This window comes from Pseudomonas sp. 22189 (genome assembly GCF_052045635.1).
Classification (GTDB): Bacteria; Pseudomonadota; Gammaproteobacteria; order Pseudomonadales; family Pseudomonadaceae; genus Aquipseudomonas; species Aquipseudomonas parakoreensis.
The window spans coordinates 1-13,865 of the sequence record NZ_JBQEPG010000023.1 but is presented as its reverse complement, the minus strand read 5'-3'; the positions used below and the strand labels follow the sequence as shown (position 1 = coordinate 13,865).

Genomic DNA, 13,865 nt, shown 5'->3' with positions numbered 1-13,865 from the left:
TCTAAATTTCATAAAGAACGCAAAGATCAAAAGATCGCAGCCTTCGGCAGCTCCTACACAGGATCATCTGTAGGAGCTGCCGAAGGCTGCGATCTTTTGATCTTCAGAAACAACAAAGGCCACCCGAAGGTGGCCTTTGTCTGGTGAAGCGTCAGTCAAGCACGAGGCTTACTTGACAGCCCAACCGGTCAGCTCGGCCAAGGCCTTGCCGATGTCTGCCAGCGAACGCACGGTTTTTACGCCTGCGTCTTGCAGCGCAGCGAACTTCTCGTCTGCAGTGCCTTTGCCGCCAGAGATGATTGCGCCAGCATGGCCCATGCGCTTGCCCGGAGGAGCAGTCACACCCGCGATGTAGGAAACAACCGGCTTGGTCACGTGTGCCTTGATGTAGGCAGCCGCTTCTTCTTCAGCCGAACCGCCGATCTCGCCGATCATCACGATCGCTTCGGTCTTCGGGTCTTCCTGGAACAGCTTCAGGATGTCGATGAAGTTCGAACCCGGGATCGGGTCACCACCGATGCCGACGCAAGTCGACTGACCGAAACCGGCGTCAGTGGTCTGCTTCACAGCTTCGTAGGTCAGGGTGCCGGAACGCGAAACGATACCGACCTTGCCTGGCAAGTGAATGTGACCTGGCATGATGCCGATCTTGCATTCGCCTGGAGTGATTACGCCTGGGCAGTTAGGGCCGATCAGGGTAACACCCAGCTCGTCGCACTTAACTTTAGCGTCCAGCATGTCCAGGGTAGGAATGCCTTCGGTGATGCAAACGATCAGCTTGATGCCGCCGAACGCTGCTTCCAGGATCGAGTCCTTGCAGAAAGGAGCCGGAACGTAGATCACGCTGGCGGTAGCGCCAGTGGCAGCAACTGCGTCTTTAACGGTGTTGAACACTGGCAGACCCAGGTGCTCGGTGCCGCCTTTGCCCGGAGTTACACCACCAACCATCTTGGTGCCGTATTCGATGGCTTGCTGGGTGTGGAAACTACCTTGCGAACCGGTAATACCCTGGCAGATAACTTTGGTGTCTTTATTGATCAGGACGCTCATTATTTGCCCTCCGCAGCTTTGACAACTTGTTGAGCAGCGTCGGTCAGGCTGGTAGCAGCGATGATGTTCAAACCGCTTTCTGCCAGTACTTTAGCGCCCAGCTCAGCGTTGTTGCCTTCAAGGCGAACAACAACCGGGATTTTCACGCCGACTTCTTTCACGGCGCCGATGATGCCTTCGGCAATCATGTCGCAGCGAACGATGCCACCGAAGATGTTGACCAGTACTGCAGCGACGTTGGTGTCGGACAGGATGATCTTGAAGGCTTCGGTCACGCGCTCTTTGGTAGCACCACCACCTACGTCGAGGAAGTTGGCTGGCTTGCCGCCGTGCAGGTTGACGATGTCCATGGTACCCATGGCCAGGCCGGCACCGTTGACCATGCAGCCGATGTTGCCTTCCAGGGCTACGTAGTTCAGTTCGAACTTGGCAGCGTGCGCTTCGCGCGGATCGTCTTGCGACGGATCGTGGAAAGTCTTCAGCTTAGGCTGACGGTACATGGCGTTGGCGTCGATGTTGATCTTGGCGTCCAGGCAGTGCAGATCGCCGTCAGCCTTGATCACCAGCGGGTTCACTTCCAGCAGGGCCAGATCGTGATCCTGGAACAGTTTGGCCAGACCGACGAAGATCTTGGCGAACTGGGCAACTTGCTTGCCTTCCAGACCCAGTTGGAACGCCAGCTCGCGACCCTGGAATGGCTGAGCGCCAACCAGTGGATCGATAGTGGCTTTCAGAATTTTTTCTGGAGTGTCGTGAGCGATTTTCTCGATGTCCACGCCACCTTCGGTGGAAGCCATGAACACGATGCGACGGCTCGAACGGTCAACGACAGCGCCCAGGTACAGCTCTTTAGCGATATCAGTGCACGATTCAACCAGGATCTTGGTGACTGGCTGACCATTGGCGTCAGTCTGGTAAGTCACCAGACGCTTGCCCAGCCACTGCTGTGCGAAGGCCTTGGCGTCTTCTTTGTTGCGAACCAGCTTGACGCCGCCCGCTTTACCGCGACCACCGGCGTGGACCTGGGCTTTGACAACCCACTCGCTGCCGCCGATTTTGTCGCAAGCTTCTGCTGCTGCTTCCGGGGTGTCTACTGCGTAACCAGTGGAAACTGGCAGGCCGTATTCAGCGAACAGCTGCTTACCCTGATACTCGTGAAGATTCATGCTTTTTACCGTCTTCGTTAGGTACTGCGCATTCGGCGCTGCGCTCTTGATGAGTGCCGCGCCACCTGTGACTGCTGCTTGCGTAGCCTTCCGGTTACCCGATTCAGCTACGCAAGACTGCGTCCAGCGGACATTCCGCGGTGAGACTTGCTCGCAAGGCTCACGACGGGCCGTTACCGCCGTGGTTTCTTATTGTGTGTCTTAACGCTTCTTGCGGTTGGCAATGTGGATGGCGCCGCCATTCACTGCCAGAGCAGCTTCGTGCAAGGCTTCAGACAGGGTCGGATGGGAGAAAACCATCATGCCCAGGTCTTCAGCGCTGGTGCCGAATTCCATACCGATCGCGCCCTGCTGAACCAGTTCTGCAGCGCTCGGGCCAATCACGTGCACGCCCAATACGCGGTCAGTCTTGGCATCAGCGATGACCTTGACGAAACCACCGGTATCGTTGGCGGCCATGGCACGGCCGGAAGCGGCGAACGGGAAGGTGCCGACGTTAACTTCAACGCCTTCGGCTTTCAAGGCCTGCTCGGTTTTGCCAACCCACGCGATTTCCGGGTGAGTATAAATAACCGATGGGATCAGGTCATAGTTCATCTGGGCTTTGTGGCCCTTGATGCGCTCGACAACCATGATGCCCTCTTCCGAGGCCTTGTGCGCCAGCATCATGCCGCGCACCACGTCACCGATGGCGTAGACGCCCGGTACGGTGGTGGCGCAGTGATCGTCAACGTGCACGAAACCGCGCTCGTCCAGGGTCACGCCGCTGTCGGCAGCCAGCAGATCAGTGGTCACCGGACGGCGACCAACGGCTACGATCAGCTTGTCGAAAGTGATGGTCTGTTCGCCGTTGGCATCGGTGTAGTTAACAACGACTTCGTCGCCGTTCACTTTCGAACCGGTCACGCGAGCGCCCAGCTTGATGTCCAGACCTTGCTTGGTCAGGGTTTTCAGCGCTTCCTTGGAAACAGCGGTGTCCGCTGCCATCAGGAAGGTGTCCAGTGCTTCGAGGACAGTCACTTCTGCACCCAGACGCGACCACACCGAACCCAGTTCCAGACCGATCACGCCAGCGCCGATCACGCCCAGACGCTTAGGTACGGCCTGGAACTCCAGAGCGCCAGTCGAATCGACGATGACTTTCTGATCGACCGGAGCCGGTGGAATGTCGATCGGACGCGAACCTGGGGCCAGGATGACGTTTTCGGCTTCGATGACTTCAACCGAACCGTCCGGCTTGGTGACTTCGACTTTCTTGCCAGCCAGCAGCTTGCCGTGGCCCTGGATCGAGGTCACGCCGTTGGCCTTGAACAGGGTGGCAACGCCGCCAGTCAGGTTCTTGACGATGCCAGCCTTGCGGCCAACCATCGCAGCGACGTCCATTTTGACTTCGCCGGTCGAGATACCGTGAACGTTGAAGCTCTCTTTGGCTTCCTTGTACTTCCAGGAGCTGTCCAGCAGCGCCTTGGACGGAATGCAGCCGACGTTCAGGCAAGTACCGCCGAGGGCCTGTTTGCCTTCAGCGTCGGTGTACTTCTCGATGCAGGCAGTGGTGAGACCCAGCTGCGCGGCCTTGATGGCAGCTACATAGCCGCCAGGGCCGGCACCGATCACTACTACGTCAAATTTCTGCGACATTCAAAAAATCCTCTTTAGCGAAAAGCTTCAAGCCGCGCGCTGCGGGCCGTACCGTCGTTGCCGACGATACGCCACCCGCAGCGCATGGCTGCTTCTATCAGATATCCAGCAACAGACGAGCCGGATCTTCCAGCAGGTTCTTGATGGTCACCAGGAAGGTTACAGCTTCTTTGCCATCGATCAGACGGTGATCGTAGGACAGTGCCAGGTACATCATCGGACGGATCACGACCTGACCGTTGATGGCCATAGGACGCTGGATGATGTTGTGCATGCCCAGAATCGCTGCCTGCGGCGGGTTGACGATCGGAGTCGACATCATCGAGCCGAAGGTACCACCGTTGGTGATGGTGAAGGTACCACCGGTCATCTCTTCCATCGACAGTTTGCCGTCACGGGCTTTTTTGCCGAACGTGGCGATGCCGCCTTCGATTTCAGCCAGGCTCATCAGCTCGGCGTTACGCAGAACCGGAACAACCAGACCACGGTCGCTGGAAACGGCAACACCGATGTCGGCGTAGCCGTGGTAGACGATGTCCGCGCCGTCGATCGAAGCGTTGACTGCCGGGAAGCGTTTCAGCGCTTCAGTGGCAGCCTTGACGAAGAACGACATGAAGCCCAGGCGTACGCCGTTGTGGGACTTCTCGAACAGATCCTTGTACTTCGAACGCAGGGCCATGACTTCGGTCATGTCGACTTCGTTGAACGTGGTCAGCATCGCCATGTTCGACTGGGCTTCAACCAGACGCTCGGCAACCTTGGCACGCAGACGGGTCATCGGCACACGTTTTTCAACGCGGTCACCAGCAGCGAATACCGGCGCAGCGGCAGCCGGAGCAGCAGCCTTGGCAGGTGCAGCAGCCGGAGCGGCTTTCTTCGCGGCAACAGCAGCCACCACGTCTTCCTTGGTCACACGACCGCCTTTGCCGGTGCCGGCAACGGAAGCGATGTTGATGCCGTTTTCTTCAGCCAGCTTGCGCGCAGCCGGAGCAGCAACAGGATCGTCTTCGCCTTCGGCAGCAGCCGGGGCAGCGGCAGCAGCAGCCGGAGCAGCAGCGGCGGCTGGAGCAGCGGCAGCAGCGCCGCCTTCAACGATGGAGCCCAGGACTTCGTCGGACAGAACGGTGTCGCCTTCGTTCTTGACGATTGCGCCCAGCACGCCGTCGGCGGTAGCCAGCACTTCCAGTACGACTTTGTCGGTTTCGATGTCGACGATCAGTTCGTCACGCTTGACGGCGTCGCCCGGTTTTTTGTGCCAGGTGGCAACGGTGCCATCGGCAACCGATTCCGGGAAAGTGGGGGCTTTGATCTCGATAGCCATTATCTGTGGTTCCTTAAATTCGGTTTCAGGTGCGCGAAGGCGTTAAACGGTAAACGCGTCTTGCAGCAGTTTTTCCTGCTGCTCGGCGTGCATCGATGCGTAACCACATGCAGGTGCAGCAGAAGCCTCACGGCCCGCGTACTCGAGTACGAGAGATTTGTTGAGGTTACCGATGCTGCGACGCAGGTGGTGCTGGCTGCAGTACCAGGCGCCCTGGTTCATTGGCTCTTCCTGACACCAGACGGCCGCTTTGGCGTTGGTGTAAGGCGCCAGGACTTCTTTCAAGTCGTCCTCAGGGAATGGATACAGCTGCTCGATACGCACGATGGCGATATCGTCACGGCCTTCGGCACGACGTTTTTCCAGCAGGTCGTAGTAGACCTTGCCGCTACACAGAACAACACGCTCGACCTTTTTCGGGTCCAGGGCGTCGATTTCCGGGATCACGGTCTGGAACGAACCTTCGGCCAGATCTTCCAGGGTCGAGATGGCCAGTTTGTGGCGCAGCAACGACTTTGGAGTCAGAACGACCAATGGCTTGCGCAGCGGGCGAATCACCTGACGGCGCAGCAAGTGGTAGATCTGCGCCGGAGTGGTCGGCATGCACACCTGAATGTTGTGCTCGGCGCACAGTTGCAGGTAACGCTCAAGACGTGCCGAGCTGTGCTCAGGACCCTGACCTTCGTAGCCGTGCGGCAACAGCATGGTCAGACCGCAGAGACGACCCCACTTGTGTTCGCCGCTGGTGATGAACTGGTCGATAACAACCTGTGCACCGTTGGCGAAGTCGCCGAACTGGGCTTCCCAGATCACCAGCGCGTTTGGCGTGGTGGTCGAGTAGCCGTATTCGAAGGCCAGTACCGCTTCTTCCGACAGGAACGAGTCGTACAGGTCAAAGCGTGGCTGACCTTCGTACAGGTGCTTCAGCGGAATGTAGGTGCCGGCGTCTTTCTGGTTGTGCAGCACAGCGTGACGGTGCGAGAACGTACCGCGGCCGATGTCCTGACCGGTCATGCGGATCGGGTGACCTTCGAACGCCAGGGTCGCGTACGCCATGGTTTCGGCGTAACCCCAGTTGATCGGCAGGCCGCCGGCTTGCATCTTCTGACGGTCTTCGTAGATCTTCGCAACCTGACGCTGAACCACGAAGCCTTCCGGAATTTCCAGCAGCTTGGCGGACAGTTCCTGCAGGGTCTTCAGGTCGAAACGCGTGTCGTGACGCGCAGTCCAGGCGTGGCCCAGGTACGGACGCCAGTCCACGAACAGCTCTTTGTTCGGCTCTTTGACCAGCGATTTCACCACGTGCAGACCGTTGTCCAGCGCATTGCGGTACTCGTCGACTTTCGCCTGTACACGCTCTGCGTCGAGCACACCGGCCTGAGTCAGACGATCAGCGTACAGCTCACGGGTGGTGCGCTGCTTGGTGATCTGCTGATACATCAGCGGCTGGGTGCCGCTTGGCTCGTCGGCCTCGTTGTGGCCGCGACGACGGTAGCAGACCAGGTCGATCACCACGTCGCGCTTGAACTGCATGCGATAGTCGATGGCCAGCTGAGTCACGAACAGCACGGCTTCCGGATCATCACCATTCACATGGAGGATCGGCGCCTGGATCATCTTCGCAACGTCGGTGGCGTACTCGGTGGAACGCGAGTCCAGCGGGTTGCTGATGGTGAAACCGACCTGGTTGTTGATCACGATGTGCACGGTACCGCCGGTCTTGAAACCGCGGGTCTGCGACATCTGGAAGGTTTCCATGACCACGCCCTGACCTGCGAATGCAGCGTCACCGTGGATGGAGATCGGCAGAACCTTCTCACCGGTCGGGTCGTTACGACGATCCTGACGGGCGCGAACCGAACCTTCTACCACCGGGGAAACGATTTCCAGGTGGGACGGGTTGAACGCCATGGCCAGGTGAACTTCACCGCCGGCGGTCATCACGTTGGACGAGAAGCCCTGGTGGTATTTGACGTCACCGGAACCCAGCTCGACCTTCTTCTTGCCTTCGAACTCGTCGAACAGCTCGCGCGGGTTCTTGCCGAAGGTGTTGACCAGCACGTTCAGACGGCCACGGTGGGCCATGCCGATGACGACTTCCTTGGTGCCGTAGGAACCGGAACGCTGGATCAGTTCGTCGAGCATCGGAATCAGGCTTTCGCCGCCTTCCAGACCGAAACGCTTGGTGCCCGGGTATTTGGTGCCCAGGTATTTTTCCAGGCCTTCACCGGCCGTCACGCGCTCAAGCAGGTGGCTCTTGATGTCAGCGGAGTACGTCGGACGACCGCGCACGCTTTCCAGACGCTGCTGGAACCACTGGCGCTGCTCGGAATCGGTGATGTGCGTGAATTCAGCGCCGATGGTGCGGCAATATGTCTGCTGCAACGCTTCGTGAATTTCGCGTAGGCTCGCTTCCTCTTTGCCGATGAACAGGTCGCCGGCACGGAAGGTCGTATCAAGATCGGCATTGGTCAAGCCGTAATGATTGATCGACAGGTCTGCAGGTGCAGGACGCTGCCACAGCCCCAGCGGGTCAAGCTGGGCTGCCTGGTGGCCACGCATACGGTAGGCCTGGATCAATCGCAGCACTTCAACTTGCTTCTTCTCGTGCTCACTGCTCACGCTCCCGGCGGAAACCGGTTGAGCGCGGCGCTGGTTCTTTGCCAGCAGCACGAAATGATCGCGAATTGTGGAGTGCGAAACATCAGTGGCAGAGCTGCCGTCGGCAGGCAGCTTCTGAAAGTAGGTGCGCCACTCTTCTGGCACAGCGTTAGGGTCGTGCAGGTAGAGCTCATAAAGCTCTTCCACATAGGCAGCGTTTCCACCTGAAAGGTAGGCGCTGTTCCACATGCGCTGCATCACGCTTTCTTGCATGCTTGGTCACCCTCGGTTAGGGGAACACCATCGGCGTCAATACCGAGCAAACTTGCAGAAGTCCGAATGCAGCGACCAAAACAAGCCACTTAGGATCACGCTGATAGTCCGGGTACCAGCCCGGATGCCCCTGCTTGTCTCATTTCTTCAAAATAAGAGCGGCAGCTTGTGGCTACTGCTCTGGTTATAGCCATGACGCGGGTTGAAGCCCGCGCCACAGCCTCTTCGTTACAGCGGTTCTACGGTTACAGCAGCTGAATCACACGCCGCTCGAAAGCAGCATGTTACGGATGTGACCGATGGCCTTAGTCGGGTTCAGGCCTTTCGGACATACGTTGACGCAGTTCATGATGCCCCGGCAGCGGAAAACGCTGAACGGGTCATCGAGCGAAGCCAGACGCTCGGACGTCTTGGTGTCACGGCTGTCTGCCAGGAAGCGGTACGCTTGCAGCAGGGCAGCTGGACCCAGGAACTTGTCCGGGTTCCACCAGAAGGACGGGCACGAGGTCGAGCAGCAGGCGCACAGGATGCACTCGTACAGACCGTCGAGCTTTTCACGCTCTTCAGGGGACTGCAGACGCTCGATGGCCGGAGCCGGCGTGTCGTTCTGCAGGTAAGGCTTAACCTTCTCGTATTGCTTGTAGAAGATGCTCATATCGACAACCAGGTCACGGATAACCGGCAAACCTGGCAGCGGACGAACGATCAACTTGTTGCCTTTTACGACAGCGGACAGCGGCGTGATGCACGCCAGACCGTTCTTGCCGTTGATGTTCATGCCGTCGGAGCCGCAGACACCTTCACGGCAAGAGCGACGATAGGAGAAACCCTCGTCCTGCTCTTTGATCAGGGCCAGCACGTCCAGCACCATCAGGTCTTTACCACCGGTATCGACCTGGAATTCCTGCATGAACGGCGCAGCGTCCTGATCAGGGTTGTAGCGATAAACACTGACTTGCAACATGGCGATCACCCTTAATAAGTCCGGACTTTAGGTTCGAAAGTCGGAACAGTCTTCGGCGAGAAGTTTACGGCACGCTTGGCGACGCGTTTCTCACCCGGGAAGTACAGGGTGTGGCACAGCCAGTTTTCGTCGTCACGGTCTTCGAAGTCTTCACGGGCGTGAGCGCCGCGGGACTCTTTACGTACTTCGGCCGCGATGGCGGTAGCTTCAGCCACTTCCAGCAGGTTTTGCAGTTCCAGAGCTTCGATACGCGCAGTGTTGAACGCTTGCGACTTATCGTTGATCTTCACATTGGCGATGCGCTTGCGCAGATCGGCCAGCTGAGCGATACCCTTCTGCATGTATTCGCCAGTACGGAATACGCCGAAGTAGTTCTGCATGCAGCTTTGCAGCTCGCGACGCAGGGTTGCCACGTCTTCGCCATCGGTACGGCCGTTCAGCGCGTTCAGACGCGACAGGGCTGCTTCGATGTCGGCTTCGGTAGCGTCGTCGTATTCGATGCCGTCGGTCAGCGCCTTCTCCAGGTGCAGGCCGGCAGCGCGGCCGAATACCACCAGGTCGAGCAGCGAGTTGCCGCCCAGACGGTTGGCACCGTGTACCGATACGCAAGCCACTTCACCTACGGCGAACAGGCCAGGAATGATCTGGTCCACGCCTTCGGCGTTCTGGGTGATCGCCTGACCATGAATGTTGGTGGCAACGCCGCCCATCATGTAGTGGCAGGTCGGAACAACCGGAACCGGCGCAACCACCGGGTCAACGTGTGCGAAAGTCTTCGACAGTTCGCAGATGCCTGGCAGACGGCTGTGCAGCACTTCCTCGCCCAAGTGGTCGAGTTTGAGCATTACGTGGTCGCCATTCGGACCGCAACCGTTACCGGCGATGATTTCTTTAACCATCGAACGGGCAACCACGTCACGACCAGCCAGGTCTTTCGCGTTCGGAGCATAACGCTCCATGAAACGCTCGCCGTGCTTGTTGATCAGGTAACCACCTTCACCACGGCAGCCTTCTGTAACCAGTACACCGGCGCCGGCGATGCCGGTCGGGTGGAACTGCCACATTTCGATGTCTTGTACCGGTACGCCAGCACGCAGAGCCATGCCAACGCCGTCACCGGTGTTGATCAGGGCGTTGGTGGTGGAGGCGTAGATACGACCGGCACCGCCAGTGGCCAGTACGGTGGCCTTGGCACGGATGTACGAAGTTTCGCCGGTTTCGATGCAGATCGCGATCACACCGACGAACTCGCCTTCCTGGTTTTTCACCAGGTCGACAGCGTAGTACTCGTTCAGGAACGTGGTACCGGCTTTCAGGTTGCCCTGATAAAGGGTGTGCAGCAGCGCGTGCCCGGTACGGTCGGATGCTGCGCAGGTGCGAGCAGCCTGGCCGCCCTTACCGTAGTCCTTGGACTGACCACCGAATGGACGCTGGTAGATACGGCCTTGCTCGGTACGCGAGAACGGCAGACCCATGTGGTCCAGTTCGAAAACGGCAGCCGGGCCTTCCTGACACATGTATTCGATAGCGTCCTGGTCACCGATGTAGTCGGAACCCTTGACGGTATCGTACATGTGCCAGCGCCAGTCATCGTTCGGGTCAGCGGACGCGATCGCGCAGGTGATGCCGCCCTGGGCGGATACAGTGTGCGAACGGGTCGGGAAAACCTTGGTGATCACCGCAGTCTTGTGACCGCCCTGTGCCAGCTGCAGCGCAGCGCGCATGCCAGCACCGCCACCACCAATAATGATGGCGTCGAAAGAAATCGTTGGAATGTTAGCCATGACTCAGATACCCCAGAGAATCTGCACACCCCAGACGAAGTAAGCGAACATCGCAACGCCGCATACTGCCTGGAAAAGGAAACGTATAGCCGTCGCGGACTTGCCGAACGCCATTGGCGTCAGGTAGTCAGTCGCGATGGTCCACATGCCGACCCAGGCGTGAGCGCCGAGAGCAACAAGGGCCAGGAGGCTGAAAATACGCATCCCGTTGTGGGCGAACAGTTCATGCCACTGGGCGTACTCGAGGCCTGGGTGGGCCACGACGTATCCGATCAGAAAGATGAAGTAAGCCGCGAGAACGACCGCCGACACACGTTGCGCCATCCAGTCATAGAGGCCCGAACGCGAGAGGTTCGTGACGTTAGTTACCATATCCAGACTCCTGCCAGAACGATTACCACCACGGAAACGGCGATAACGATTTTCGAGCCCAGCTTGCCGCCTTCCAGCGTCTCACCGATGCCCATATCCATGATCAAATGGCGCACACCGGCTACCAGGTGATACAGCAGAGCGGACAGGATGCCCCAAATCACTAGCTTGGCTAGCGGACTGGTCAGACACGCCTTCACCTGACCGAAGCCTTCCTCGGAGCTCAGCGACTTGTCCAATGCGTAAAGCATGATGGCAAGGCACACGAAGAGGATGACACCGGAGATACGGTGAAGAATGGACGTGTAAGCAGTGACTGGGAGTTTGATGGTCCTTAGGTCTAGGTTTACAGGTCGTTGGCTTTTCACGGCTTTTTTTTCACACTGAAGAGCCCCTAACAATCAGGGCAAAGTTGTTGGGGAGTGCACTGGTCAGGTAACCACCACCCAGGGATGCGACCCCCAATGAAAGCAAGCCCAAAAGCCCTTGGCGGTCGGTGGCCGAGTATAGACAGTTAGGCTACTAATGACAACGCAATCACCTACCCCAAATAGCTGATTGCACAAGTCGTATAAAAGGCGTAAATGGCAGTCAATTTCGAGGAAAAAGTGCGCTTAAAGCCTTCTGGAGCAAGACTTTAGGCAAATTGACATTCGAATTTATCTCACTATAGTGGTGCGGGCCCTGCGTGGGGGGTCTGTCTGATGGTTCAAGCATAAATAGGAGGCCACATGGCTGACAAAAAAGCGCAGTTGATCATCGAGGGCGCAGCCCCCGTCGAGCTGCCCATTTTAACCGGCACCGTTGGTCCCGATGTAATCGATGTTCGGGGCCTGACGGCCACGGGCCGCTTCACTTTCGACCCGGGTTTCATGTCGACCGCCTCGTGCGAATCGAAGATCACCTATATCGACGGTGACAACGGCATTCTGTTGCACCGCGGCTACCCGATCGAACAGCTGGCTGAAAAGTCGGACTACCTGGAAACCTGCTACCTGCTGCTCAACGGCGAACTGCCGACCGCAGAACAGAAGGCCCAGTTCGTCAGCACCGTGAAAAACCACACCATGGTTCACGAGCAGCTGAAAACCTTCTTCAACGGCTTCCGTCGCGACGCCCACCCGATGGCCGTCATGTGCGGCGTAGTCGGCGCCCTTTCGGCCTTCTACCACGACTCCCTGGACATCAATAACCCGCAGCATCGCGAAATCTCCGCGATCCGTCTGGTTGCCAAGATGCCGACCCTGGCAGCGATGGTTTACAAGTACTCCATGGGCCAACCCATGATGTACCCGCGCAACGACCTGACGTACGCGGAAAACTTCCTGCACATGATGTTCAACACCCCGTGCGAGATCAAACCGATCAGCCCGGTACTCGCCAAGGCCATGGACCGGATCTTCATCCTCCACGCCGACCACGAGCAGAACGCATCGACCTCCACCGTGCGCCTGGCAGGCTCTTCGGGTGCCAACCCGTTCGCTTGTATCGCCGCCGGCATCGCCGCACTGTGGGGCCCTGCCCACGGCGGTGCGAACGAAGCCGTTCTGACCATGCTTGACGAGATTGGCGATGTGTCCAACATCGACAAGTTCATCGCCAAGGCCAAGGACAAGAACGACCCGTTCAAGCTGATGGGCTTCGGTCACCGCGTTTACAAGAACCGCGACCCTCGCGCGACTGTGATGAAGCAGACCTGCGACGAAGTGCTGAAAGAACTGGGCATCAACAACGATCCGCAACTCGAACTGGCCATGCGCCTGGAAGAGATCGCCCTGACCGACCCGTACTTCATCGAACGCTCGCTGTACCCGAACGTCGACTTCTACTCGGGGATCATCCTCAAGGCGATCGGCATTCCGACCAGCATGTTCACCGTGATCTTCGCCCTGGCACGTACTGTCGGCTGGATTTCGCACTGGAAAGAAATGCTCTCCAGCCCGTACAAGATTGGCCGTCCGCGCCAGTTGTACACTGGCTATGAGTCGCGTGATATCACCAAGCTGGAAGACCGCAAATAAGGCTTGTCTTGCGATAACGTCTTGAAGTTGTATCGGGAACGGCCTCTATTTATATAGAGGCCGTTTTTGTTTGTGGGGTCGCAGCGGCCTGGGGGCCGACTGGCTTTTGGGCATTTGTGGGCATATCCGTTGCTGCGAGTGCTGCCGCTGGCGGTTTCGCTCTTACAGCGAGTCACCTTTTCCAGACGCCGAAAAGGTAACCCAAAAGGCTTTGCCCCGGCGTACGGCACTTCGCTTAGGCTCAGCGTTCCCTCGCTACGGTGCCCATCCGGGGGCATCGCCTACGGTTTGCTTCGCTGCACCTCCTTTCGATGTATGCGGCTTCGCCGCACGGCGCTGCGCGCCTAACCCCCTGATGGACACCTACGCTCGGCCTGCCGAAGGGGCTTAAGATCAAAAGCCAAAGCCAAAGCCAAAGCAGATCAAAAGATCACAGCCTTCGGCAGTTCCTACAGGGGATTGGGTGTTTTCAGTTGGAATTTGGTCGGCTGTCAGGCCGCCTTCGCGAGCAAGCTCGCTCCCACAGAAGCGCCAAAGCCAAGCGCTAGCTTTTCACCACTCAACACGATGAGCGTTAGCTCGAGTACCGCTTTTGATCTGAGGGCCCGTCGGCAGGCTGAGTGGAGGGATTTATCCGGGGGTGGGAGCGCAGCGACCGTTTGGCGCAGCCAAACA

At 58.3% G+C, this 13,865-nt stretch carries 10 protein-coding genes; 1 reads left to right on the top strand and 9 read right to left on the bottom strand.

Features of this window, described 5'->3' with window-relative positions:
• Positions 1-168: 168 nt before the first annotated feature.
• The 9 genes from sucD to sdhC all read right to left on the bottom strand — a co-directional run bounded on the left by sucD (position 169) and on the right by sdhC (position 11,537).
• Positions 169-1,050, bottom strand: coding sequence for a succinate--CoA ligase subunit alpha (gene sucD, locus ACTJKS_RS21655; protein ID WP_003223019.1), 882 nt, complete (start codon positions 1,048-1,050; stop codon positions 169-171).
• Entirely contained in the window at positions 1,050-2,216 is a 1,167-nt protein-coding gene (sucC, locus tag ACTJKS_RS21650; protein WP_003223015.1) for an ADP-forming succinate--CoA ligase subunit beta, read from the bottom strand. Before sucC ends, sucD begins: the two co-directional genes overlap by 1 nt.
• A 201-nt stretch (positions 2,217-2,417) precedes the next feature.
• On the bottom strand, positions 2,418-3,854 hold the full coding sequence (lpdA, locus tag ACTJKS_RS21645; protein WP_041074385.1) for a dihydrolipoyl dehydrogenase: 1,437 nt from the start codon (positions 3,852-3,854) through the stop codon (positions 2,418-2,420).
• 97 nt (positions 3,855-3,951) lie between these two features.
• A complete protein-coding gene (odhB, locus tag ACTJKS_RS21640) occupies positions 3,952-5,175 on the bottom strand; it encodes a 2-oxoglutarate dehydrogenase complex dihydrolipoyllysine-residue succinyltransferase (RefSeq protein ID WP_262948063.1) in 1,224 nt (407 codons plus the stop codon).
• A gap of 42 nt (positions 5,176-5,217) precedes the next feature.
• Positions 5,218-8,049, bottom strand: a complete 2,832-nt coding sequence (locus ACTJKS_RS21635) for a 2-oxoglutarate dehydrogenase E1 component (protein WP_086794958.1) — start codon at positions 8,047-8,049, stop codon at positions 5,218-5,220.
• Between the two features lie 259 nt (positions 8,050-8,308).
• On the bottom strand, positions 8,309-9,013 hold the full coding sequence (locus tag ACTJKS_RS21630) for a succinate dehydrogenase iron-sulfur subunit (RefSeq protein ID WP_003223007.1): 705 nt from the start codon (positions 9,011-9,013) through the stop codon (positions 8,309-8,311).
• A gap of 11 nt (positions 9,014-9,024) precedes the next feature.
• Positions 9,025-10,797 (bottom strand): succinate dehydrogenase flavoprotein subunit, encoded by a 1,773-nt coding sequence (gene sdhA / locus ACTJKS_RS21625; RefSeq protein ID WP_007962857.1) that lies wholly within the window; start codon positions 10,795-10,797, stop codon positions 9,025-9,027.
• 3 nt (positions 10,798-10,800) lie between these two features.
• Positions 10,801-11,169: a succinate dehydrogenase, hydrophobic membrane anchor protein gene (gene sdhD, locus ACTJKS_RS21620; protein ID WP_003222999.1), complete on the bottom strand. Its 369-nt coding sequence runs from the start codon at positions 11,167-11,169 to the stop codon at positions 10,801-10,803.
• Positions 11,163-11,537, bottom strand: coding sequence for a succinate dehydrogenase, cytochrome b556 subunit (gene sdhC, locus ACTJKS_RS21615; RefSeq protein ID WP_016773673.1), 375 nt, complete (start codon positions 11,535-11,537; stop codon positions 11,163-11,165). The genes sdhD and sdhC overlap by 7 nt, the downstream gene beginning before the upstream one ends.
• Before the next feature lie 363 nt (positions 11,538-11,900).
• Here sdhC and gltA point away from each other — a divergent pair, with 363 nt between their 5' ends.
• Entirely contained in the window at positions 11,901-13,190 is a 1,290-nt protein-coding gene (gene gltA, locus ACTJKS_RS21610; RefSeq protein WP_003222994.1) for a citrate synthase, read from the top strand.
• Positions 13,191-13,865: the final 675 nt, after the last annotated feature.